The organism is Euzebyella marina (assembly GCF_014855515.1).
Taxonomy (GTDB): Bacteria; Bacteroidota; Bacteroidia; order Flavobacteriales; family Flavobacteriaceae; genus Euzebyella; species Euzebyella marina.
Window position 1 is genome coordinate 338464 of the sequence record NZ_JACYFK010000003.1, and the last position, 24932, is coordinate 363395.

The window sequence follows — 24932 nt, forward strand, 5'->3', positions numbered from 1 at the left end:
TTTATTCTATTGTTATAATATCGTCATGGCTCTCATAATATTCCAAGGCATAGTTCAACTCCCCTTGCGATTCTGCAAAGAGCGTATAGAGTAACTGGCCTTTTTCTATTTCATCGTTTAAATGAACGTTCAATAAAATACCGGCAGATTTGGATTGGGGCGCACCGGAAAGTTTGGCGAGTTTTGCAATCTTTCTATTGTCGATACGTCGTAAAACACCTGTTTTTTTGGCTTTTATTTCGAATTTATAAGGTTTTAGAAGGGGTTGTTTAAAATTACCTTGGGCTTTACAGATAGCGAGAAATTTGTTGAATGCCTTACCTGATTCCAATAGCCCTCTGGCGGTTTGCTTCCCTTTTCCTAATTCGATTTCGCCAGAAAGCTCTAACAGCTCGCCCGCCAATAGAACTGCCCTTTCTCTTAGGTCTTTCGGTGCATCAACTTCATTCTTGAGTACACTAAGGAGGTCCATTGCTTCAAGCGCGGGGCCAATACCTCTGCCGACAGGCTGTGTACCATCTGTAATAACTACTCTTGTATTAAGGCCAACAGCTTTGCCCACGACTTCGAGATGTTCCTTAAGCTTCATGGCAGCGTCATTGGTACGAACCTTGGCCGTTTCACCGACGGGAATATCAATGACCACATGGGTAGAACCTGCGGCCGCTTTTTTAGAAAGCACGGATGCAATCAACTGCCCTTCGCTATCAATATCCAAGGCTTTTTCAATTTTGATGAGCATATCATCTGCCGGACTTAATTGTGCGGTACCCCCCCAAACAAAACATCCGCCTTCTTTTTCAACAACAGCTTTGATTTCTTCCAAAGAGAGGGTAACATTGGTCAATACCTCCATGGTATCGGCTGTTCCCGCCGGAGATGTAATGGCCCGGGAGGAGGTTTTGGGCATGGTAAGCCCATGTGCTGCAACAATGGACACAACAATGGGAGTGGTTCTATTACCCGGTAAACCTCCGATACAGTGTTTATCGACCACAATCTCCTTGTTCCAGTCCAATTGTTTTCCAGAAGCGATCATGGCTTTTGTGAGTTCCGAGATTTCATTGACATCCAATCTATTTCCGGCACAAGCCGTAATAAAGGCCGAAAGATGAATGTTCGAGTAATCTCCTTCAACGATGTCGGTAATGATTTCATCGAAGGCCGTATAATCCAGTTTCTGATTGTAGATTTTTGCCCGTACGTGGCTTAAGGAATCTATAGGTTCTAAATGGGACACCCTTAGTGTTTCATTTCCGGACACTTTTAATTTTTTCGCCGCCGCTTCGGATAACCCTATCTCTCCGGCTAGCAGTACATCCGATGTTATTACATTAAGACTGGCAACGATGGACGTACTGAAATTGGATACACGGATTCTGGTCAATGCTTCAAAACCTTCGGAAACACAGACATGGCAATCTTCCCGCATATAGACCACATGCTCATTCTGTGTATAAATGCCCAAGTGTTTATATTTTAAAGTACTCGATATTTCTTCCATAACTCTTTTCGTTATTTTATTTTTAATAGTTCTGGTGATGCCCACAATAGTATTCCTATAATCAAGTCCATTAGTTGTTTTGATTAGTTCCTACGGATTCTATGCTATATAATTCAGGAATTTCAGAACCCCAATCATAGGTTTCCTTAATGCCTTTTTGCAATGCCTCCGCACTTTCCTTCTCTCCGTGAACAATAAATATCCGTTCCGGTTTTTGTTCGACCTTGCTTAGCCAATCCAATAGTTCGGCATGGTCTGCATGCGCCGAAAGACCTTCTATTTCTGCCACCTCCATTTGAAAGGATACTGTTTTTCCGTACACTTTTAATTCCCTGTCGCCTTCCAACAATTTTCTTCCCCGAGTACCTTCCGCTTGATAGCCCACAAAAAGCAAGGTGTTATTGGGGTTTTGTGCTTGTGTTTCGAGATAATTGAGCATTCTACCTCCTGTTAGCATTCCACTTCCGGCGATGATGATTTTAGGTTTATCGTCGCTTCTCAATTCCATAGTTTCACGATAACTGCTAACCACAGTAAAATAGGAACACATTTCGTCACACTCAGCATCTTCCAACCTATGCCAGTCCCTAGTACGATGGAACAGTTCCAATACATTTGCACCCATCGGACTGTCCATAATCATTTGCACTTTGGGGATTCTATTTTGTTTTAACAACCTCCAAAATATCAGCATCATCAATTGGGCACGCTCTACGGAAAAACTTGGTATGAAAAGGCTTCCGCCCCTTTCGATGGTTTTGTTTACCAATTTTTCAATTTCGGGAAGTGCCCTCGCCTCTTCGGGATGAAACCTGCCGCCATAGGTCGATTCTATAAAAAGAACATCCGCCTTTTTTGGTTTCAGCGGTGGATATAGCAATAAATCGTTGGTTCTGCCAATATCCCCTGAAAAAACAAAACGTTTTCCGAGAACATCCAATTCAATGTAGGTAGCACCTAGGATATGGCCGTTGTACTGAAATCTAGCCTTTATGTTTTTCATTAAGGGCAGCCATTGGCCGGGCGGTACTCCCTTGAAAAAAGGAACGGTTTTTTCAACATCCTTTAAGTCATAAAGTGGTTCGGCGGGGCTGTGTTTGGAATAACCTTCCTTATTGGCACGTTCGGCTTCCTGTTCTTGAATCTTGGCACTATCGTTCAATATGATTTTGGCAATGTCCAATGTGGGGTACGTTCCATAGATGGGGCCATTAAAACCATGTTTGACCAATCTGGGCAGATAGCCTGTATGGTCCATATGCCCATGCGTGAGCAAGACCGCGTCAATTTCCGAGACTTCAACGGGAGGATACTCCCAGTTTTTTAAGCGTAGTTCCTTTAACCCTTGAAAAAGACCACAATCAATCAAGATTTTGCGTTCGCCGGTATCCAAGAGATATTTTGAACCGGTAACGGTTCCAGCAGCTCCTAAAAAGTGAATGTTTATTTTGTTGTTTTTCATTTATAGTACCCGTCTAGTGTCCCCCACAACAGGAAGGCGTGTTCCCCTTATCTTGGTTCGATTGGCATAACTCCGCTATTTCTTTATAGAGACCATGAAAATCCTTTTTAATGAGAGCTGCCATATTCTTGGCAGATTTCGGATCGGTGCTTACCATCTCCAATAGTATTTCAAAAGCTTCTTCAAGTAATTTGGAATCATCCTCCAATGCTTGGTAAAATGGCTCTAGGTCAATACTCTCCTGTTTTTTCAGTTCTTCCGTTTTCAAATGTTTTCTTTTTAGGATTAATTAATGTTTGTTGGTTTAATGCGCTGTGCATAATTCTTCCGAATCTTCGAGAATTTTTTTTTGTCGTTGCTTAGCGATACCTATTTGCTCCAATAGTGATGGGTTTTCGTTAATATCCTTGCAGAGCACAATGCCTTTATCCAATAATTTGGATTTCTCGGCCTTTGTCAATGTTGTTAAAGAGGTTAAGGGATGTAGGCCGGATCTGTCTATGCGTTCTTTCAGACCGTTCCCTTTCGGATAATCCCAACTTGCAAGTATCAGCCCAACACAGGTACCATATTGTATGGCATCTGTGGTAAAGCGGGTATTGGTATAAACACCCCCTTGATGAAACTTGGTTTTATGGCCTTGCTGTTTTTCCCATTGTTTTTCCACATCCAAAAATCTGGATTGGATATAGAGCGGAATTTTCACATTGCAAAATCGGCCCTGGTCACTATGGAATTTACATTCGATCATATAGTGTTTATTGTCTTTTTGGGCAATCACATCTACTTCGTGCTGAACACAATTGCCTTGAACGATTACCCCGACTTTTGTATCAAAACCTTCTTGACTCAATAGGGCCCCAACAAATTTTTCAAATGGATAGCCTGTAGGTCCCAATTCCATAAGTGCTTTTTTGAGTTTGTATTTTGAAGCGCTTACCCTAGATTTTCTCTTTAATATTTTAAAGGCCATTTGATATATCTTTTTGGTGGTCATTCCCTCGTAAACTGCTTTTTCAATATCTCGAACTATCTCTTCGACCAACAATTTATTGGCACCGGCTCGTTCTAATGAATGTCTCACTTTTTCTATTTCAAAAGGAGCTTTCTCCCCGCTTGCCTTTATGATATGTATCTTATCCATTGATGTGTATTTTTTTAATATTGGCCAAAGCAAATACGATTAGGAAAAAACTTAAGAATATTTCGAGCATGACAACGAACCGGGCTTCATCGGAAGTTGGAACAATATCGCCGTAGCCTACCGTTGAAAAAGTAATCACACTGAAGTAGAAAAAGTGGTACAAATTATACAAGTACGAATTTGAATAATCGGGAACTCCTTCAAATGTGGTATGGCTGAATTGAAAAAGGCAGGCATAATCGGTTGCAAAGGAGAATATGCTTATGACGATTATCAGCCCAAAAACCCAAAGCAATCGCTCCAATGAATGACAGATTTTTATCAATTTAGACAATCGCTTCAAGGTAGTCATCGTAATCACGATGGTCTTACCCAAGGCCGCCGTTGCAATTATAATGTGGAATGGCAAAGATTTATGATCGACCATTGACATTAAAACAACATACAAGATGCCGATACCCAAAATGGTAACGAGGGGCAATACCGTTCTTCCCAACAATAACTTGTAAAAGGGCTTTTCTCGTATTTGATTTAAGTTATTCGACATCGTACTATCTATGCTTTTTTTTAAATTTTGATCGTCATTACCGGAAGTGCCGAATGATTGGCCACACCCTCGGCGATGCTCTTGGAAAACAGGCTCAAAAAGCCTGTACTACCATGGGTGGACAAAGCAATCAGATCCGCAGGTTCGTGTCTTAGGAACGTGTTTATACCCGTTTCCACAGAGGGTTCGTTATTGACGTACATGGAATAATTTTTCAAATCGGGAAACTTTTCCAAGAATCTCTTAATCGGATTTAATCCTGCCGCGATGCTATTGGTATCCGTTTGGGTGTTGATGCGCAACAAACGAATATGTGCATTACATTTTTTTGCGATTGAGATTACATGTTCGAAAGCACCACTCACATCCTCCATAAAATCAGAAACAAATACAATGTTTTTAAAAGGAAAGGAAACTTCGTCCTCTTTAACCACGATTACGGGGACATCTGATTTCCGTACAATTTTTTCCACATTGCTGCCAAACAGTTCCCGCGCTGTGCCTTTGGTGCCGCTACTCCCCGTGATAATAAAATCATGGTGGAAATGACCGGAATGTTTTAAAATATTGGTGGTCTCAATCTGGTACTCCAAGAAGGTGCGACACTTTAGGTTTTCCTTCTCCGCTTTTTTTTCCAATTCCCGCAATGCAGATTTGGCCGATCCGATTTCCTTCAAGGTCTTAGGATATCTTTTTTCCTTTAGCTTGTCGAGTTTGACCCAGTCTACGGGAGTATGTATCAAGTGAAAGAAATGAATTTCCGCATTATATAATTTGGCCATTTCAACGCCCAAATCGGCGGCTTTGTTACAATTTTCGGAGAAATCAGTGGGTACTAATATATTTTTCATAGTGCTATTGTTTTTAGGTTTATATGTATTTCAAAGCTTACAATTGGAGCCTGTCCTTTATTCATTGGAGACTTCGTTTCCCGATTCGATTTGTTTTTCAAAACAATCCAGATTATATACGGTAGTGTCCGCAATGTTCGTCAATGCGGTATCGGTCAAGAATGCCTGATGGCTCGTTATTAGAACATTCTTGAAGGTCATCAAACGCGCAATTACGTCATCCTGAAGTATCTCATCGGAATGATCTTCAAAAAACAATCCTTCCTCTTCTTCATAAACATCCATCCCAAAATATCCGACTTTTTCTGTTTTTAAACCTTCAATGACCGCTTTGGTATCTACCAGGCCGCCCCTGCTCGTATTGATGAGCATAACACCTTTTTTCATGACCCCAATTTGCTCGGCATTTATGATATGCCTTGTTTCTGATGTGAGGGGAACGTGAAGGCTTATAATGTCCGCTTCGCTGCATAACGTTTTGCAGTCGGTATAGCGGGCACCAAATTTCTCTACTAGGTCTTCATCCTTGTTGACATCATAGGCCAAAATTTTGCAGCCAAAGCCGTGAAGTATTTTAATGAGTACGGCCCCAATTTTCCCTGTGCCCATTACACCGACGATCTTTCCATTCAGGTCAAACCCTGTGAGTCCGTTCAACGAGAAATTCTGTTCACGTACCCTACTATGAGCCCTTATCAATTTTCTGTTCAAAGCCAATATTAGTGCGACCGTGTGTTCTGCTATTGCGTAAGGAGAATATGCAGGAACACGAGCCACCTTGATGTTCATTTCATTCGCCTTTTCCATATCCACATGGTTGTAGCCTGCCGAACGAAGAGCTATGTATTTGACTTCGAACGCACCTAGTTTTTTTAGTATGTTGGCGGATGCATCATCGCCTGTAAATAAGCTTATGGCCTCCGAGCCTTTTGCCAAGGGAACGGTATGCTCGGACAGTCGTTCCTCTAATAGCCTCAATTCATGTTTGCCGTCATTGGCGGATGTCAAATACGATTCTTCGAATTTATGGGTGCTAAATACAGTTGTCTTCATTCTGTGTAGTTAATTTTTATTGCACTTGATGCTAAGTGGTCTATAAAGCCAATTAGTTTTTCCATTTCCAATTTCTGATCTCGGGCATATCCAACCCGTTTTTACGGATATAATACTTGTGCTCGATCAGCTTGTCCTGCATTTCCTGTTTTAGATAAGCCACTTCATCGCCCAAGTTTGGCAATCGGTCCAATACGTCCTGCACTAAGTGAAAACGATCCATATCGTTCAATACCGTCATATCAAAAGCGGTCGTTATGGTGCCTTCTTCCTTGTAGCCCCTAACATGAAAATTAACATGATTGGTACGGTTGTAGGTAAGACGGTGCACCAGCCAGGGATAGCCGTGAAACGCGAATATGACCGGTTTGGTCTTTGTGAACAACATATCAAAATCAGCATCGGTTAATCCATGCGGATGCGCCGTATCGGTTTGTAGCTTCATCAAATCTACCACGTTTACCACGCGTATTTTCAGGTCTGGCAATTTTTCACGTAATATGGATACCGCTGCCAAGGTCTCCAAGGTAGGTACGTCTCCCGCACAGGCCATGACCACATCGGGTTCCGTACCGTTGTCATTGCTCGCCCAGGTCCAGATACCGATTCCCTTGGCACAATGTATGACCGCTTCTTCCATGGGAAGCCATTGCGGTGCGGGGTGCTTTCCGGCAACAACCACATTTACATAATGCTTACTGCGAAAACAATGGTCCATTACCGATAAAAGACAATTGGCATCGGGCGGAAGATATACCCGAATTATTTCGGCTTTTTTATTCATGACGACATCAAGGAACCCGGGATCCTGATGGGTAAACCCGTTGTGGTCTTGCCGCCAAACGTGCGAGGCCAAAAGAATGTTGAGGGAAGCAATTTTTCTGCGCCAGGGCAGTTCCGCTGTTACCTTTAGCCACTTGGCGTGTTGGTTGAACATGGAATCGATGATATGTATAAATGCTTCGTAGCAATTGAACAGCCCATGTCTTCCAGTCAAGAGATAACCTTCAAGCCAGCCTTCGCACTGGTGCTCGCTTAACATCTCCACTACACGGCCGTCTTTTTCAAGTAATTCATCGGTATCCATGGTCTCCGCTTCCCATTGCCTACTAGTAGCCTCGAAAACCGAGTTCAAACGGTTTGAAAGTGTTTCGTCCGGTCCAAAGATCCTGAAATTCCGTTGCGACCGGTTCAGCTTGATAATATCCCTCGCAAACTCTCCCAGAACGCGGGTATCCCCGTTTCCCATCTTTCCACGTAGCGATACGTCCAAACCATACTTCCTAAAGTCGGGCATATGGAGGTCTTTTAACAAAAGACCTCCATTGGCATGTGGGTTGGCACCCATTCGCCTTTCGCCCTCAGGGGCCAGATCGGCCAATTCCCTTAAAAGAAGGCCTTGTTCATCAAAAAACTCTTCGGGCCTATAGCTTTTGAACCAATCTTCCAATTGCTTTAAGTGCTCTGGATTACTGGCGGCATCGGGCAACGGAACCTGATGCGATCGAAAATGGTTTTCTACGGGCAAGCCATCCACAAATTTGGGGCCTGTCCACCCTTTGGGGGATTTCAAAATAATCATGGGCCACTGCGGACGTTCGGTAGCAGATCCTTGGGCGGCGTTTTCCTTGATCGTTTTGATTTCCTCGATCACTTGGTCCAACAATTCCGCCATTTTCCGATGCATTGTCATAGGATCATCGCCTTCGATGAAATAGGGCTTCCATCCATAGCCTAAAAAAAGTTGTTCCAGCTCTGTATGTCCAATTCGGGCAAGAATCGTGGGGTTAGCGATTTTATACCCATTAAGGTGCAGAATAGGAAGTACCGTTCCGTCCATAACCGGGTTCAGAAATTTGTTGGAGTGCCATGCGGTCGCCAACGGACCTGTCTCCGCTTCCCCGTCGCCCACCACGCAGGACACTATCAGATCCGGATTATCGAAGGCCGCCCCGAAAGCATGGCTAAGCGAATAGCCTAGCTCGCCTCCTTCGTGAATGGATCCGGGGCATTCGGGGGAGACGTGGCTGGGAATACCGCCAGGGAAGGAAAATTGGGTAAACAGTTTTCTCAATCCCTCTTCGTCTTGGCTTATGGCCGGATAGATCTCACTATAGGTTCCCTCAAGATAGGTGCTCCCTACAAGTGCCGGCCCTCCGTGTCCGGGGCCGGACACATAAAGCATGTTCAGATCGTATTTTTTAATGATTCGATTTAGATGTACATAAATAAAGTTTTGGCCCGGTGTAGTACCCCAATGCCCCAATAACATGGGTTTGATATGTTCCGCTTTCAACGGTTGCCGCATCAGGGGATTATCCCGTAGATATATCTGACCTACGGATAGGTAATTGGTCGCCCGCCAGTACGCATCCATTTTATCCAGAAGTTCCGGAGCTATTTCCATTTTTCCTTTTTTACTATTTTGATTTTCCATGTCTTACTTATTTTATAGCTGTCTTTCTTTGTATAGCTGTCTTTCTTTGTCTTTGGACTTGTTATACAAATCCGTTGTGTTTCTTGCAATGATCAACTCTTCATTTGTAGGCATTACCAATACTTTTACTTTGCCATTTATCATGGAGATCTGAAACTCATTTTGATTGTTTTTGTCCTCATCCAATTCAATTCCGGCAAAGCCCAAGCCTTCACAAATTCTTGAACGGATTATAGGTGCATTCTCGCCGATACCCCCGGAAAAAACCAATATATCAAGGCCTCTCAACACGGCCATAAACGAACCGATCCACTTTTGTATATGATAACAGAAAAGGGCTACTGCCTCTGCCGCCCTTTCGTCCGAGCTTTCTTTTTGTAACAGATCTTGCATATCGGCACTTGTTTCGGAAATTCCCAGAAGACCTGATTCATGATTGATCAAATGATTGAACTGTTTGGTGTTCATTCCTTCGCTGTTCATCATATACCAAGCCACGCCGGGGTCTAAATCGCCACTCCGTGTGCCCATGACGCAACCACCTGTGGGGGTAAAGCCCATGGTGGTATCAATGCTTTTTCCATCCTTAACGGCTGCCATACTGGCTCCATTCCCAAGATGGGCCAGAATGACCCTCCCATCAGACTCAACTCCCATTTTTGTTTTGAGTTCTTCCATGAGATAAGTATAGGACAAGCCATGAAAACCATACCGCTGAATACCTGCTTTGTCAAATCGCCTTGGTATGGGCAGTATTTTAGCAATACGGGGCATCGTTGTGTGAAAGGAAGTATCGAAACATGCTATCTGTAACAGGTCGGGGCATCTACTTTTGAATAGTTCGATGATTTCGATCTCTGCAGGAAGATGATCTAGATCATAATCACGGATATTTTTTAATTCCTTTAGTAAAGACGCGTTTATTACTTCTGCGTGTGTGTGGTTCAAACCATGGACAATGCGATGTCCAATACATGTGACCCTATCAAAACCAGGTTGTTTTTTGAGCCAAAGGACTAGAAATATGGCAGCTTCATAAAAGCCCGGGCAATATATCTTATAACTTATCTTTTCATCATTGTCAGGGTAGGTAAAATTGAATGTGGTACCATCCAATCCAATGCGGTCGATACTCCCGGAAAATAAGGGCTCTGGGTTCATGACCATTTTATACATAGCGAACTTGATGCTGGATGAACCGCCATTGATGGTTAGAAGATTTGTATTTTCCGGAAGCATTTTTTGTTCTAGGTATTTAATAATTAGAATATTGATAACTCGGTTTTGTGACCAAAATGACTATTCATACCAATCATGAATCTTGCTCTTCAAAAGCACAGCTCTTGTTTTCCATAAAACCGGCAGCCATTTTTTTGTATTCCTCGCCAAGGTGTTCTCCGCACCATTCAAGAAGCGCTGGCTGTTGGGAACAAGTGGTATTGCGAACCGCCTTTTTCAGTTCCATCTTTAACAACTTCTTGTCGAAGCTGACTTTATTTAATATAGTTTCATGATATTCTAATGTTTCCATTTTTCTTTTTATTTAAAATTCCATTTTTAATGCTGCCATTGTATCAAGTTGTTTTCCAACGGCACGGAAATGCCTTCGTAACTGGGTACAATACGAACGGTATAGTGATTGATAGGTCGGGAAGTATTTACCTGTGCATAAAAGTTATGTGCCCCATCTTCCCCCATCCAATCAAATTTCATCTTGATTTTTTCGGGCGCTCCACCGTTGATTCCTTCCGCGAATAGTTCTACCTGAATATGTTTAAGGTTTATTTCTGGCAACCATATCGGTACTTTAAAGTGATGCTTTTGACGTGCACTTTCAATTTCGACGCTCCCAAATTGTATGGCATTCCATTTGTTTTTGAGCTCATTTCCTACGCTAACAATTTTTTTCCCTTTAGCTCCTTTTCTAGCTGCGCATTTTTTATAGTTGATTGCCGCTGGCAGATAAAAGTCCTCCATATATTCGCGAACCGTTCGGTTGGTGGAAAAACGGGGCGTTAGGGTCGCCATACTTTTTCTCATGCGTTCCACCCAAATTTCCGATACTCCTTTTTTGTTATGTGCGTAGAATTCGGGGACGACCTGCTGCTCCAGTATCTCATATAGTGTTGCTGCCTCGTGAGCGTCCCATGCCGGATCGTCGCCATGTTCTTGGCCATCGCCCAAGGCCCAGCCCACTTCGGGAGTATAGGCCTCGGCCCACCAACCGTCCAGTACCGATAAATTGAGGCCGCCATTTACAAGTACTTTCATACCACTGGTTCCGCTAGCTTCCCAGGGCCGTCTCGGGGTATTTAGCCACACATCAACACCTTGGACCAAATTTTCCGCTAACATCATGTCATAATCACTTAGAAAAAGGACATGCTTATACAAATTATGCTGTTGGATAAACTGTACCCATTTTCGTATCAATCCTTTTCCAGCTTCATCAAATGGCGGAGCTTTACCGGCCAAGACCAATTGTACCGGATGTTCCGAATTATTAAGAATTCGGACCAAACGTTCGGGATCGTGTAATAAGAGGTCCGGTCTTTTGTAAGGCACAAATCGGCGGGCAAAGCCCAAGGTCAGGGTGTCCGGGTCAAAAACTTGGTTTGCGATCCCGACCACTTCCGACGGTAGGCCCAAGACTATTGCCTGCCTCTCAAACCTTGCCCTTATAAAATCGACAAGGCGATTTCTGGAGCGAGTCCTAAATTCCCATAATTTTTCGTCGGATAGTTTCGAAATATGCGCTGTATGGTCAGCGAGTTCGCCCCTCCAGCGATCCTTTCCGCAGGATTCCGTCCAGATTTCATCTGCATATTTGGAATCCCAACATGGCATGTGCACCCCATTAGTTACATGGCCTACCGGAACTTCCTCTACTGGCCAGCGCGGGAAAAGATTGTTAAAAAGATTTCTGCTTACTTCACCGTGCAAACGGCTAACACCATTTACCGCCCCGCTGCCACGAATGGCCAGATAGGCCATGTTAAAACTTTCTGATCGGTTATTGATGTCGGCCCGCCCTAGGGCCATTAAATCATTAAAATCCAAGCCCAGTTGTTTTTTGGCATAAGCGCCTAAATGGTATTCCATTGACGAGGGACTGAAATGATCAAAACCAGCTGCAACCGCCGTGTGTGTCGTAAATAGGTTGCCCGTACGGGTTACGGCAAGTGCCTCCTCAAAAGAAGTTCCGTTTGCCTTCATAAAATCATTGGCACGTTCCAGAACCAGAAAGGCCGCATGGCCTTCGTTCATATGGCAGACTTCGGGTTTTATATCCAAGGCTTTTAGTAATCTGTATCCTCCTATACCCAATATGATTTCCTGTTTTATGCGCAGTTCGGGCCCTCCACCATACAGCTCATCGGTAATTCCACGATGAATCGGCAAGTTGGCGGCGTCGTTGCTATCCAAAAGATAGAGTCTCGCCCTTCCTACCTGTACCTGCCATGCACGGAGCCAAATCGGATGACCGGGCAACGATACCTTTATACGAAGCCATTCCCCGTTCGGTAAGCGTAAGGGTGTAACGGGCAATTGTCCTGGGTCATTATAGGGAAACAAGGCATTTTGCGTTCCATATTTGCCTATTTCCTGTCGGAAATAGCCTTTGGCATAAAGCAATCCCACAGCGACAACAGGCACGCCCAGATCACTGGCCGCTTTTAGTTGATCGCCTGCCACGTTGCCCAGGCCACCGGCATAAATAGGTAGGGCCTCATTAAGCATATATTCCATACTGAAATAGGCGATAGTGGTAAGCGCGGTCTTTGGATGGTTTTGCTGAAACCAAGAGGGAGCGGAAATCGCCTGTTCGTTTGCCTCTAATAAATCATTGAGTTTTTCCTGAAAAACTGGGTCTGTCAAATGCTCCTCTAACCGATCCCGTGAAACCGTCTGTAGAATGACCCATGGGTTGCGTGTGAATTCCCATAGTTCCGGATCTAGATGTTCCCATAATTTATCCGAGGCATGGTTCCATGACCAACGGATGTTCAGGGCCAGTTCTATAAGGGCATCGATTCCCTCGATGTCAGTATGCATCAATCCGTAGAATTTACTTGTATCGATCTTTTGTTCTTTCATAACCATAATGCCGTTAATTAAAATTTGAATGAATTGTTCTTGAACATCAAAAACTCCATGGGTTTTAGCTTTACCTTGATGAAAAGGCGGTCAGCTTCTTTATCTGTATTTTTTTCTATCTTGATATTTTTCTTGTTACCATAGAGGCATTCCATAAGTATACCCTCTTCATTGATATTGGTATCGACCGCTATATATTCTTCTTTGGTATCCTTTGGGGAAGAATTATAGACTACGAGAATTTCGCCCTGATGCAGGATTCTTGAAAATGCCAAAAGACATTCCTCACAATCGGGAAACTGAAAATCAAGTCCGTTTTTTGAAGTTTCCCTGAAATACATTCGACCGAACTTTAGAATGGCTTCCTTTTGTCTAAGATGTGCCAAGACCGAAATTCTCTTGAATATCCATGAATCTTGGTTCAATACGTTCGTCTCCTTATCATCAGGATCGAACATTCCTTCCCTAATATATCGGTCATCCATTCCGTTGCCCTCAAATCCTTGTTCAGTACCGTAATAAATACATGGAGCGCCAAGGGCACAAATAAGAAAGCCCACGCCCGCAACAATTTGCTCGGGAGCGGCATTATGGCCAAAGCGGTGCTTAAAGTCCATCCCCACCTGATCGTGATCATCGATATAGGTTACCAGGAATTCCCCATATTCGCCTCGGCTTAGGGCATTCTTTTGCAAATCCGAATACCGTTGTATCAATCGGTTCGGGGATGAATTACCCTTTATCACTTCTGCCAAAACACTATGCAACGGATGATCTAAAATGGAATCTAGCCCGTAATATACATTCCGGTCCTTCGGCAGCATTTTGGGGCCTATATAGGGATTGCCCATCTCATCATTACCGATAATTTCGCCAAACAGGAAAAAGTTTCTTTTGCCCAAGGTGTAGGCATATTCCCTTATGTTGGAACAAAAACGGCTAATGTCGTTTCCTTTCATGTGTTTGACGGCATCCAAACGAAAACCGTCCACATCCGTCTCGCGTATCCAATAACAGTGTATCTTGACCAATATATCCAGTAAACTTTCGCTGGCGGGAGAACCATCGTTCCTAAATGTTTTTAAGGTAAAGAAGTCGCCTTCCTGGGTCTCGGGATACGCATCGAAATTCCTGATCTGCCCTTTTCGGTTATACATTTCGGGGTCTGCCAGTTCGACTGGAAGCGGCCTGTCCTTCTGGCGCCAACCTCCTAGTGGAAACCGTTGGCCACCAGCATAGAAATAATCATAATCAAAAGGATAGGACCAATTATCGCCTGAATGGTGCAGAACGATATCCAAAAAGACCCTTATATCAAGCCCGTGTGCCTTGTCCACCAATTGTTCCAGTTCTTCCTTGGTGCCCCAGCGTTTGTCCACGTCCATATAGTTCTGGATGGCATAGCCATGGTAGGATCCTGGGTTATTTTCAAACACGGGACTTAACCAGATAGCCGTACAGCCCAAATTTTTGATGTAATCGATATTGTCTGTGATGCCTTTGATGGTGCCCCCAAAAGGCTTTTGCAGCTGTTCTTCGTTCCCGAAACCGGCATGCCGGATATCGAAATTCATCGAATGCCGTTTATTGCTATCATGAAACCGGTCGACCATCATAAAATAAATGATCTCCTCCCGCCATTCCCTGTGACAGTTTACCCAGTATGCCTTGCCCGGTTTCGGGGAAAGATCTATTTTGCTAATTGATTTTATCATTATCCGTTTCTTTTAATAATTAAACAGTTGAATATTCGGTAGTCCTTTTTACATCGCTCACTTTGGTTCCCCCTGGCTTATTTCCATAAAACCTATCGAATACCATGCAGGCCGTTAGGTCTCCGGTAACGTTGATCGCAGAGCGGAACATCCCGAGCAAGCGCTCGACCCCGATGATGATGATGATTCCTTCGGCAGGAATTCCTGCACTGGATAGTACAGAGGCCAAAATCACCACGCCACCACCCGGTATGGCCGGGGTGCCGATGGAAGCGGCGACTATGGTAACTACGACAACGATGACATTGAGAAGGCCCATTTCAAGGCCATAGGCCTGTGCTATGAACAAGGTCGTTATGGTCTGATAGAGGGCCGTCCCGTCCATATTCACGGTAGTCCCGATGGGGATTATGAAATTACTGATGGCCCCATCCACTTTGAGTTCTTCCTCCGCTGTTTTCAGCGATAAGGGCATTACCGCGGCAGAGCTTGTTGTTGAGAACGCCAAAAGCTGTACATCCGTGATCTTTCGCAAAAATTTAAAAGGGTTGCTCTGGCCAAGTATGCTGACCAGCATGATGTAAATGCCGAGCAATATGAGCAATCCCATCAGTACCACGAGCACATAAAATCCCAGACCCGTTAAGGAGTTCAGGCCAACGCTCGACGTAAGCTGTGCCATTAGACCGAATACGGCGACCGGAACCAATAACATGGCCCATTTGACCACCGTCATACAGATTTCCTGTATGGCCCCTAAGAGCAATTTTACAGGTTTAAGCAGGTCGTCGGTCAGCGACAATACGGCGACCCCTATGATAATGGTAAAAATGACGATGCTCAACATTTCGCCACTTACCATGGAGGCCAATGGGTTTTCGGGCAGTAAATTGGTTATGGCATTCGGAATATCGTTTATTCCAAAGGATAGTTCCGAACTTTTGGCAGCGTCGGCCAATGCATTTGTATGATCGACTTCCGCCTGTTGGTGCAGATATTTTCCGGGGGAAAAGATCAGTGCAAGTACGGTGCCTATGGTTACCGATATAATTGTTGTCGATATGAAATATAAGAGTACGCCACCACCCAACCTTTTCAAGTTATCCTTATCGTTACTAGCGATACCCGTAATGATGGAAGCCACGATCAAGGGAATCATGATCATCTGCACCAGTTTCAGGAAGAGCATTCCCGGCAAGGCCAGCCAATTCCCTAAAACATCGGCCGTACTTTTGGTGATCCAACCGTTTTGGGGGCTTAACAACAGGCCGGCCCCGACACCTAGGAACAAGGCAATGATAACCTTGAGCCAAAGCCTATTTTCTACCAGTTTACGCAGGTAGTGGTTTAGGGATTTTAATGATTTTATTTCCGTATCGAGCATGCTTATATCTGTATTATGCCACTGTGATTCTTTTCTCAAGGTAAACGCCCTGGACCGCATGTATCAATTCCACCCCTTCCTTAAAAGGTCTTTGAAAAGCTTTTCTTCCCAAAATAAGACCAGAACCCCCAGCGCGCTTGTTTACGATTGCGGTTGTAATGGCTTCGGTCAAGTCGGATGCTCCTTTGGAGCCCCCGCCGGAATTGATCAATGCAATTTTACCCATATAGCAATTGGCGACCTGTAACCGGCATAGGTCAATGGGGTGCTCTGTTGTTAAGCCCTCGTACATGGCATCGTCATATTTTCCGAATTGCAGATTCTTAAAGCCATAATTTGTGGTGGGTAACTTTTGTTTGATGATGTCAGCCTGTATGGTTACCCCTAGGTGGTTCGCCTGACCTGTTAAATCCGCAGCGGTGTGATAGTCTTCCTTATCCGTTTTGAAGGAGTCGTTACGGGTGTAGCACCACAATATCGTGGCCATACCGAGGCTATGGGCCTCGGCAAAGGTTTCCGCAATCTCATTTAACTGTCGATTACTTTCCTTAGATCCAAAATATATGGTCGCCCCAATAGCAACTGCGCCCATATCCCAAGCTTCCTTGACCTTTCCGAACACGTTTTGGTCATATGTATTGGGATAGGACAATAACTCATTGTGGTTTAACTTGACAATAAAGGGGATTTTATGGGCATATTTACGGGCATAGAGACCTAATGCCCCAAAAGTTGAGGCTACCCCATTACAACCAGCTCCAATGGCCAATTTTATAATATTCTCAGGATCAAAATAATCGGGATTCTTATAAAACGAAAAAGCGGCACTATGCTCGACCCCTTGATCTACGGGAAGTATGTTTAAATATCCAGTATCCTTCAGATTGCCATGCCCGTACAATTGGGCAAGACTCCGAAGCGTTTGTGGATTTCGATTACTATTGGCAAAAACTTTAGAGACAAAATCAGCATCGGGCAGTTGTAGTTCATCCTTGGTAATTTTTTCGCTTACGTGGTCCAAATAGAAGGACGCTTTGTCCCCTAATTGTTCCACTATATTTTCGTATGTTTTCATTGTTGTTGCTATTGATTAATACCTAGACTTTTATTGGTCTTTGCGATGGATTTGTTACCATCGGAATCGATTCCGGTAAGTGCCCGAATGGCATCGATGGTCTCGGGGATTACGATCGCCTGGTTATCGACCACGTAGGCATAAAAAAGTTCATCGCCCACAACCTTTAGCATATCTTCCCAAAGGGCTACCTCATACATATCGCCCCAAGGTCTTCCCATATCCATAAACATTTCCTTGATCGTATTGTTGGAAACCAATCCTTGATCATAATGGATTAGCTTAATGCGTGTAGAGGTTTTAAAGGCGTTGAGCACTTCTTCTTTAGATGCTTCTTTCTTTAGCTTCACGTTCCAATAATGCATGTGGCTAAGGGTTTGGGGAACTTTGACCGCTGAAGTAATGACATCCAAATCGGGATCGACACTTTGCGCGTCGGGCCCTTGATGGCTTGGAATTTCCTTTTCGGGCACCATGGTGTTCATTATACCTCCTAAATGGCTTTCCCATGGGTCGGTGGCCCTTCTTAATAATGTTCCCCGTGCATAATCCAATAAATCTGCCCTTTTTAAAGCGGTCAATGTTCTCAAGATTGATGTGGTATTACAGGAAACCACCCTTGTAGCATCAAGATTTACAGCGGATTTGTAATTGTTTTCCGCACTAAAGGAATGCCCTGTTGTCTCGTGCTTTTCACCCCCTTGAAGAATGAATTTTATACCCTGTTTTTTATAGACCTCTACGTTCTTTGCCGCTATGTTCTTTGGGGTGCAGTCTACTACCAAATCTACTTGACCCAGAAGATTTTGCATGGATCCAGCTACAGGAATTTCAGACATCTTCATTTGCCCCATTGCTTGTCCTGTAGCCGCGAACACTGAATACCCTTTTTTAATGGCGGTCTGTATGCGCCAATCACTTATGACATCGCAAACCCCGACAAGGTTCATATCATCTTGTACATTGATGGCATCGGCCACTCTTTTTCCGATGACTCCGTATCCTATTACTGCAATATTTTTCATATCCTTATTATTATTTAACTGTTATTAATTTTTTACTGTTTCTGTATAATAGTACCGCGCCTATTACCCCTGCTATCATAGAAGCGAATAGGATGCTTACTTTGGACGTAAATATTAGGGACTCGTCCGTGAAAGCCAATTCATTTATAAACAATGACATTGTAAAGCCTATTCCTCCAAGAAAAGCCACGCCATAAATCATGTTCCAATTCACGTTTTCCGGAAGCTTGGCGAGTTTTAATGCGACCAATAGTCTTGAAAAAGTGGCAATACCCATGACTTTTCCAAAAATCAAACCTAGTCCAATCCCCAAGCTAACGGGGCTGGATAGTACTTTCAACAAATCTCCATGAAGATGTATTCCAGCATTTGCCAAAGCGAACAAGGGAAGAATTACAAAGCCCACTATTGGGTTTAAAGTCCTTTCCAATTTTTGAAGTGGAGTTTCAGCCTCGGAACTTGTAGTCTTGATATCCTCCAATATCTCTAATTGCGTTTTTGAGATAAGTGTTCCCTTTATCGACTTGGTTTCCTGAAACCTTTTATGCAGGTGGTCTAAACGCTCTAAAAAGGTATTCTCCTTAATTTTTACCCTACCTGGAATGGCAAATGCCGTCAGAATCCCCGCAATGGTTGGATGTACCCCTGAAAAAAAGAAGGCCAGCCAAACACCGCCGATACCAATGATGGCATAGAACCAAGTGCTTCTCACTCCCGCATAATTGCCTATAATCAAAGCTCCGAAGAACAATAGCCCATGTAGTAGATCCATCTCGGATATACCGGAAGTATAAAATAGGGCAATGACCAAGACGCCTCCCAAATCATCCACTATCGCCAACGTAATAAGAAAAACCCTTAAAGAGGCTGGCAGTCTTTTGCCGACAAGGGCCAGAACCCCTAGAGAAAAGGCAATATCCGTGGCCATGGGAATGCCCCAACCATTAGAAGCTTCGCCCGAGCTATTGAACATAAAATAAACAAGGGCAGGAAGTACCATGCCACCTATAGCTGCACCAATAGGTAGCACCGCATTCTTTGGGGATGAAAGTTTACCACCGATTATTTCACGTTTCAGCTCCAGACCTACTTGTAGAAAGAAGAGGGCCATCAAACCATCGTTGATCCATAACAGCAGTGGCTCCGATAGCTGAAGACTGCCAACGGTAAAGGCAATATCAGTTTGCATTAAGTCGATATAATATTCCTTCCACGGCGAATTGGCCCAGACCATTGCGACGACGACCGTGATAAAGAGAACAACACCACTGTTATTGAGTTCTTTGGCCGTGCTGCCGAAGAATTTAATAATGCTGTTATTTGTATGGTGTTTAGACATCAATACTGGATTTTTTTGTGTTTACATCCTTTTCCAAATGATTTTCGGAATTATCCTTTGTTTGAGTTTTCCCAGTAGTATTAAGTTTGAAATTCCTAATAATTACCCTATTGCTCTTTTCATAGGAAAAATAGCTTACGGCCCAATTGAAGCCGACCAATAACTTGTTTCGAAACCCACTAATGGATAACAGGTGTACGACCGACCACAGCAACCAAGCAAAATAGCCGGCAAACTTTAGTTTACCTAAATCTGCAACAGCCTTGCGCTTACCAACGGTAGCCAAAGAACCCTTGTCCTTATAGCTAAATAACCCTATTGGTTTATCATTGATGATCCCCATCAATGTGCAGGCAAGGTATTTTCCCTGTTGGATGGCCGCCCGTGCTACCTGTGGGTGGCCTTTTGGGGTCTCTTCGGAAATCAGGGCGGCAATATCCCCGATGGCATAAATGTTTTCTTGACCGTCTACTTTCAAATAAGTATCGGTTTTTAAGCGATTTCCCTTCACTACATGCCTTTCATCGATACCCTTTGGGAAGTCCCCTTTTACACCTGCCGTCCAAATCAAGTTCTTTGCTAAAATCGTCTTCCCACTTTTGGTTTGCACTACCGTACCGTCATAATTGCTAACGGATTCTTTCAATAACACTTTTACGTTTAGATTTTCCAAATAGGTCAGGGTTTTTGAGGAAGCTTTGTCTGACATCGCCATGAGTAGTTCGTCCATAGCTTCCACCAAATAGATGTTCATTATGGAAGAAGGGTACTCGGGATAGTCCTTTGGAAGGATGTATTTGCAAAACTCCGCCAAGGCACCTGCCATTTCTACTCCGGCGGGGCCGCCGCCCACAATCACAAAATTCGTGAGGGCATCGCGTTCCTCATCATCGCATGTAATCGCGGCCTGCTCCAAGTTTTGCAGCATCATGTGGCGGATATTTAGGGAATCTCGGATATCCTTCATGCCCAAACTATTTCTTTCCACTTCTTCCATACCAAAGAAGTTGGTCTTTGTTCCCGTTGCTAAGACCAGATAGTCGTAGGTAAGTTTTCCTTTGTCCGTTATGACAGTATTGGTAGAGGCTTGAATTTCCTTTACCTCGGCCAGCCTGAAGCTCACATTCTTATACCCCTTAATTTGTTTTCTAAAAGGGAACACAATACTATCGGGTTCGAGGCCGCTAGTGGCTACCTGATAAAATAAGGGTTGGAATTGATGAAAGTTGTTGCGGTCTATCAGTACAACCTGAACATCTTTGTTTTTCAGCCCTTCCACCAATGCTAGACCCGCAAAGCCCCCTCCAACTATAACTACCCGTGGCAACCTAGAATTTGGCAAGCAGATTGTTTCCGTCACTTTGCACGTATGATCGTCGATACCGTTTAACATTTGATTCTGTTTCATTAACTTTTTACTGTTTATTTTTTTCTTTCGAGTCGCGTTTCCGGACTATCATGACGGAACAGTCGGCATGTGTTGCCAAAGACTGGGAGACCGAGCCAAGCAAAAATCTAGAAAATGCACCATGACCCTGAGACCCGACTACAATTAAATCGGCATCAAAGGCTTCCGCCTTTTCTAGAATTGCACTTTTGGGAAGTCCATTGACCACCGCTGTTGTTATAGACAATGCGTTATTATTATTTCTTAATGATTTTGAGCCCTCATTAACAAGATCTTCTGCCGATTTTTTCGCATTGGAAACGGTTTCTTCATAATAATTGCCAAGCGTGCCGCCCAATGGAAGGGCACCAGGAGCGGCCAACATGGGATTTTCGAACACATTTATAATACATACTTCGGTACCCGCAGGCAACGGCAGCGCTGCAAGTTCATCTATGGCGACTTTACTAAAGTCAGAACCATCTATTGCTAATACTATTTTCATCTTTTTAAATTTATTTGTTCATGATTAATTATGTTTAATTCACATATTGCCAAATCAACTTATGACCAAGGGTTTCATCAATTTTTTCCAATACAAATGCTCGTATAGCCCCGACCAGTACATTCCGAAAGTGAAAGCGAACAACAGTTCCTCAACGGGGATACCAATAACCAATATATGGGTCAGGTTCTCCAGATTCCAGTAGAGTTCCACATAATCGGGATAGAACGGAAGGATGCTACCGAAATAAATAAAGTAGAGCACCGTGAACAATAGACCTCCGATCCAAATCTTTTCTATTAAATCTGGCCTGCAATAAAGCGTTGCCAAACCGCCTATGAACATGGCCAGAATCCCACAATAAATATGGTTCAATTCGGTAAAAAGACTCAAGGCCCCGAAAACCAAAACAGGAACAAAGAGAATATATACATGAAGGGAGTGTCTTCTATGACTTCTTTCGGTGTGCGGGAATTCAACGTAGCCACGTTTGAAAATAAGATTATACAATACCGTACCAATACCCCCAATGGCGAATGAAAAGATGAGACTTTCAATATCGAAGCCTGTCTTTATCGCCAAATCAAAAAGGGACGGCGGATGCCAATATTCAGGAACGAACAATGGTTCTGTAAGCCCGAAGGGCATCGTTATCCAACTCATTTTGAGCATTTCCTTCCTAGAATCCTTTTTCAGGAGGTAAACCAGGCCCCAAAGGGCAAGGAGGATAAACGACCATATAAACCAAACGTATTGCATGGGAATCTTCTATTTGATATAATTATGTTCCAGATTCAACAGGTCTTCCCTGTCGCCGAACTGTTTATTGAATATTTAACTTAAGGAATACACGAAAGCCTACTGGACACGGTGCTCACTTTTTCCAAATAAGGATTCCGTGAGACCCTTGTTATTTACCCAGTTCTTTGGCACTTTCCGCTAGCAGATTGTCAGGAAAAAACAACATACCAGCGGTCAATACAGTGCCATATCATAAAGCCTCTTCTATCCACAAGCTTAGATTATCTCCTCTTAATTTGTGCGTTATAAAAGCCTGCAATGCATGCTCCGATGAGCCAACCTAGAATAAAGGTTTGTACGATGCCAAAGAGAGCCTCCAGTAGGGGGACATCCATTCTTATAATATTGGTCGTGTCCAGACCGTGCAATAGGCTATTGAAAAATAATATGCTCCCTTCTTGCCCTGCGGTAGCCATGACGACTATACAGCCCAGATAAATCAAAGCTCCTGTGAGACCGAAAGCAAAACCAAGTTTTTTTACGTTTAATCGATACATGATTGTTGTTTTTATGTTAATAGTTGTTCCAAATTCATTTGTGGAGTAAAGACCCTTTGTGCTAAACCAAAATTTTAATTAATGGTTCTTTTCCATACTTTTTTTGTACTCCATCTTATTGTGCATAGCTTTTTCCAATTCCTCATGCTCCAAAGTGTGGTCACAAAAGTTGTCGCTCAAAAGGCTGTCATTGGCAATGACCGGCATAAAATGATGGGTGGTCAATAGCATAAGGTCAGGGTATCCGGTAATCATATCGCTCAGTTTACCGGCGAGAATGGTATCGTTTGCCGCTGCTTTTACGAGTTCGTCTACCATCATGCCCGTGGCATGATCATTATCCATCATTTTGGTAATATACTTTTTGCCCAAATCGTGGTCTTCGACCATCAAGGTCAAGACTTCCTCTTGTTTTGAGGGGTCTTTAAGCATATCCTTTACAGCACTTTCCTGTTTTTGTGCACAGGCCGATAATGTGAAAACGGCCAATACAATTCCTATTGCTTTTTTGATTTCTGTTTTCATTTTGATTCATTTTAAGGGTTACTAGTTGCTGATACTTCCTAGTGTCATGTTAAAGTTGAAATGACACTATTCGGATTTTAGAATCCTTTTTGATTCTTCAAATTCCTCTTTTGTAATTTCCCCATTGGCAAATCTTTTTTTGAGAATTGCGAGAGGGTCTTCCTTCTTCGATTTTCGGTAAGGGATGTCGTATGGCACAAAGAAGATCCATATTAAGAGGATCAACCATATGATCCACCATACGAAGTGCATACCGCCCCAGTGTCCGTCAAAAAAATGCATAGTTTTAGATTTAAAGATTAATAGTTGTTAGTTGTTGGACTATTTGTCCGATCTTAAAAGATTCCTTGATTGCTCATATTCCTCCTTGGAAATCTCGCCCTTGGCAAACCGGATTTTGAGCGTTGTTACCGGATCGTCTTCATTGATTTCTGCATCAGATGTGCCAGACGGCGCAAAAAAAATCCAGCCTAAAGCCACGAACCAAATTGCCCACCAGATAAGGTGCATTCCCCAAAAAAATCCATCTCTGTAAAACATGTTCTTAATTTTATGGTTACTATTATTTTAAATGACCTCAGTAATGGTATAGCCCTCAAGTTTGTTGAGTTGCTTTTGCAAATCTTCTACCGAAAGTTTCTCTTTCATACTTATGATCGTCTTTCCTTTTGGGCTTAAAAAGATTTCCGTTTTCTCAATGTCCGGGTGCGCTTCCATGGTTTTTTTTACCCTTGCTATACATCCGCCACAGCTTAGTCCGTTTATTTGATATGTGTGTTTCATTGGTTTCTGCTTTTTTTAATGATGGCTATGGCCCTTATGTTCCTCATTGGTTTCAGATGCCAACGATTTGTCCTTACCATACTCGTGTTGCTTATAATTCTGTTCCGAATGGTTATGCCTACCGTGGCCATGTGCGCCATGCGGCATAAAGAGATGAAACACGAACATCAGGATGATAAAGCCAAAAAGTCCGTTATATCCCGTAATGCCCAATGCTGGGGCGAAAAAAATTAATAGTAACGGAAGTCCGCAACCGATAACCATCCATATCCAATGACCTTTCATGATTTCTATTTTTTAGTTTTAAATGTTATATACTTTAATGATGATCGCCATGACTTTGGCTTTTGCTCAATTCCAATTTGGCCTGTTCAATATTATCTACTCCTTTCTCGGCCATCATATCCATGCAAGACTCCATACAATCTTCGCTCATCATGCCTTTTTCATGCATCATTTTCATCATATTGCCCATCATCATTCCATCTTTCATCATGGATTGCATCATGTTATTCATTATCATACTATCTTTCATCATCATTTGCATACTCTGGCCTTTCATCATATTACCCATCATCTGTTGGTTGCCCTGCATCATCTGCATTGCATGGTCGTTCCCTTTCATATTGTCCATGAATTCGGTCATATAGCTGTGATTATTGGCAATTGCATCAAAGAGTGCCGTTCTCGTTTGTGAATTTTCGAGCATAGCATTAGAATCTGTTTTCTGGCTGCAACTGGATAGGATAACCATTGCGAATACCGAAATAATGATTGTTATTGTTTTCATAGTGTTATAT

26 protein-coding genes are annotated in these 24932 nt (G+C 43.2%); all 26 read right to left on the reverse strand.

What is annotated here, in order from left to right; all coding sequences use genetic code 11:
- Position 1: 1 nt before the first annotated feature.
- Complete coding sequence (locus tag IL356_RS14480; RefSeq protein ID WP_121848261.1) at positions 2 to 1504, reverse strand: thymidine phosphorylase family protein; 1503 nt, start codon at positions 1502 to 1504, stop codon at positions 2 to 4.
- Positions 1505 to 1574: 70 nt separating this feature from the next.
- Positions 1575 to 2966 carry an MBL fold metallo-hydrolase RNA specificity domain-containing protein gene (locus tag IL356_RS14485; RefSeq protein WP_121848262.1) on the reverse strand — a complete coding sequence of 464 codons (1392 nt, stop codon included), beginning with the start codon at positions 2964 to 2966 and terminating at the stop codon, positions 1575 to 1577.
- 13 nt (positions 2967 to 2979) lie between these two features.
- Positions 2980 to 3234 (reverse strand): hypothetical protein, encoded by a 255-nt coding sequence (locus IL356_RS14490; RefSeq protein WP_121848263.1) that lies wholly within the window; start codon positions 3232 to 3234, stop codon positions 2980 to 2982.
- 36 nt (positions 3235 to 3270) lie between these two features.
- Positions 3271 to 4110, reverse strand: a complete 840-nt coding sequence (locus tag IL356_RS14495; protein WP_121848264.1) for an ATP cone domain-containing protein — start codon at positions 4108 to 4110, stop codon at positions 3271 to 3273.
- Positions 4103 to 4657 carry a potassium channel family protein gene (locus IL356_RS14500; RefSeq protein ID WP_121848265.1) on the reverse strand — a complete coding sequence of 185 codons (555 nt, stop codon included), beginning with the start codon at positions 4655 to 4657 and terminating at the stop codon, positions 4103 to 4105. Before IL356_RS14500 ends, IL356_RS14495 begins: the two co-directional genes overlap by 8 nt.
- A gap of 20 nt (positions 4658 to 4677) precedes the next feature.
- A complete protein-coding gene (locus IL356_RS14505; protein WP_094997478.1) occupies positions 4678 to 5508 on the reverse strand; it encodes a universal stress protein in 831 nt (276 codons plus the stop codon).
- Between the two features lie 57 nt (positions 5509 to 5565).
- Positions 5566 to 6561, reverse strand: coding sequence for a 2-hydroxyacid dehydrogenase (locus IL356_RS14510; protein WP_121848266.1), 996 nt, complete (start codon positions 6559 to 6561; stop codon positions 5566 to 5568).
- Positions 6562 to 6613: 52 nt separating this feature from the next.
- A complete protein-coding gene (locus IL356_RS14515) occupies positions 6614 to 8998 on the reverse strand; it encodes a phosphoketolase family protein (RefSeq protein WP_094997480.1) in 2385 nt (794 codons plus the stop codon).
- 12 nt (positions 8999 to 9010) lie between these two features.
- Entirely contained in the window at positions 9011 to 10237 is a 1227-nt protein-coding gene (locus IL356_RS14520; RefSeq protein ID WP_121848267.1) for an acetate/propionate family kinase, read from the reverse strand.
- Positions 10238 to 10310: 73 nt separating this feature from the next.
- A complete protein-coding gene (locus IL356_RS14525; RefSeq protein WP_094997482.1) occupies positions 10311 to 10529 on the reverse strand; it encodes a hypothetical protein in 219 nt (72 codons plus the stop codon).
- Positions 10530 to 10555: 26 nt separating this feature from the next.
- On the reverse strand, positions 10556 to 13096 hold the full coding sequence (glgP, locus tag IL356_RS14530; RefSeq protein WP_094997483.1) for an alpha-glucan family phosphorylase: 2541 nt from the start codon (positions 13094 to 13096) through the stop codon (positions 10556 to 10558).
- 17 nt (positions 13097 to 13113) lie between these two features.
- Positions 13114 to 14811 carry an alpha-amylase family glycosyl hydrolase gene (locus tag IL356_RS14535; RefSeq protein WP_094997484.1) on the reverse strand — a complete coding sequence of 566 codons (1698 nt, stop codon included), beginning with the start codon at positions 14809 to 14811 and terminating at the stop codon, positions 13114 to 13116.
- A 19-nt stretch (positions 14812 to 14830) separates the two neighbouring features.
- Positions 14831 to 16195 (reverse strand): dicarboxylate/amino acid:cation symporter, encoded by a 1365-nt coding sequence (locus IL356_RS14540; protein WP_094999230.1) that lies wholly within the window; start codon positions 16193 to 16195, stop codon positions 14831 to 14833.
- A 13-nt stretch (positions 16196 to 16208) separates the two neighbouring features.
- Complete coding sequence (locus IL356_RS14545) at positions 16209 to 17270, reverse strand: class I fructose-bisphosphate aldolase (RefSeq protein ID WP_121848268.1); 1062 nt, start codon at positions 17268 to 17270, stop codon at positions 16209 to 16211.
- Between the two features lie 8 nt (positions 17271 to 17278).
- The gene (locus tag IL356_RS14550) at positions 17279 to 18295 is read right to left on the reverse strand and encodes a type II glyceraldehyde-3-phosphate dehydrogenase (protein ID WP_121848269.1); all 1017 of its coding nucleotides are present in this window, start codon (positions 18293 to 18295) and stop codon (positions 17279 to 17281) included.
- 10 nt (positions 18296 to 18305) lie between these two features.
- On the reverse strand, positions 18306 to 19634 hold the full coding sequence (nhaA, locus tag IL356_RS14555; RefSeq protein ID WP_121848270.1) for a Na+/H+ antiporter NhaA: 1329 nt from the start codon (positions 19632 to 19634) through the stop codon (positions 18306 to 18308).
- Positions 19627 to 21042 carry an NAD(P)/FAD-dependent oxidoreductase gene (locus tag IL356_RS14560; protein WP_121848271.1) on the reverse strand — a complete coding sequence of 472 codons (1416 nt, stop codon included), beginning with the start codon at positions 21040 to 21042 and terminating at the stop codon, positions 19627 to 19629. The genes nhaA and IL356_RS14560 overlap by 8 nt, the downstream gene beginning before the upstream one ends.
- Before the next feature lie 7 nt (positions 21043 to 21049).
- Positions 21050 to 21526, reverse strand: a complete 477-nt coding sequence (locus tag IL356_RS14565) for a universal stress protein (RefSeq protein WP_121848272.1) — start codon at positions 21524 to 21526, stop codon at positions 21050 to 21052.
- A 54-nt stretch (positions 21527 to 21580) separates the two neighbouring features.
- A complete protein-coding gene (locus IL356_RS14570; protein ID WP_225621507.1) occupies positions 21581 to 22189 on the reverse strand; it encodes a lycopene cyclase domain-containing protein in 609 nt (202 codons plus the stop codon).
- Between the two features lie 359 nt (positions 22190 to 22548).
- Positions 22549 to 22824, reverse strand: a complete 276-nt coding sequence (locus IL356_RS14575; RefSeq protein ID WP_121848274.1) for a DUF5676 family membrane protein — start codon at positions 22822 to 22824, stop codon at positions 22549 to 22551.
- A gap of 78 nt (positions 22825 to 22902) precedes the next feature.
- Positions 22903 to 23349 (reverse strand): hypothetical protein, encoded by a 447-nt coding sequence (locus IL356_RS14580; RefSeq protein WP_094997492.1) that lies wholly within the window; start codon positions 23347 to 23349, stop codon positions 22903 to 22905.
- A gap of 66 nt (positions 23350 to 23415) precedes the next feature.
- Positions 23416 to 23631: an SHOCT domain-containing protein gene (locus tag IL356_RS14585; protein WP_094997493.1), complete on the reverse strand. Its 216-nt coding sequence runs from the start codon at positions 23629 to 23631 to the stop codon at positions 23416 to 23418.
- A 39-nt stretch (positions 23632 to 23670) separates the two neighbouring features.
- Positions 23671 to 23889 carry an SHOCT domain-containing protein gene (locus tag IL356_RS14590; protein ID WP_094997494.1) on the reverse strand — a complete coding sequence of 73 codons (219 nt, stop codon included), beginning with the start codon at positions 23887 to 23889 and terminating at the stop codon, positions 23671 to 23673.
- A gap of 27 nt (positions 23890 to 23916) precedes the next feature.
- Entirely contained in the window at positions 23917 to 24132 is a 216-nt protein-coding gene (locus tag IL356_RS14595; protein WP_094997495.1) for a heavy-metal-associated domain-containing protein, read from the reverse strand.
- Between the two features lie 15 nt (positions 24133 to 24147).
- Positions 24148 to 24417 (reverse strand): hypothetical protein, encoded by a 270-nt coding sequence (locus IL356_RS14600; protein ID WP_225621508.1) that lies wholly within the window; start codon positions 24415 to 24417, stop codon positions 24148 to 24150.
- 34 nt (positions 24418 to 24451) lie between these two features.
- Entirely contained in the window at positions 24452 to 24922 is a 471-nt protein-coding gene (locus IL356_RS14605; protein ID WP_121848275.1) for a hypothetical protein, read from the reverse strand.
- Positions 24923 to 24932: the final 10 nt, after the last annotated feature.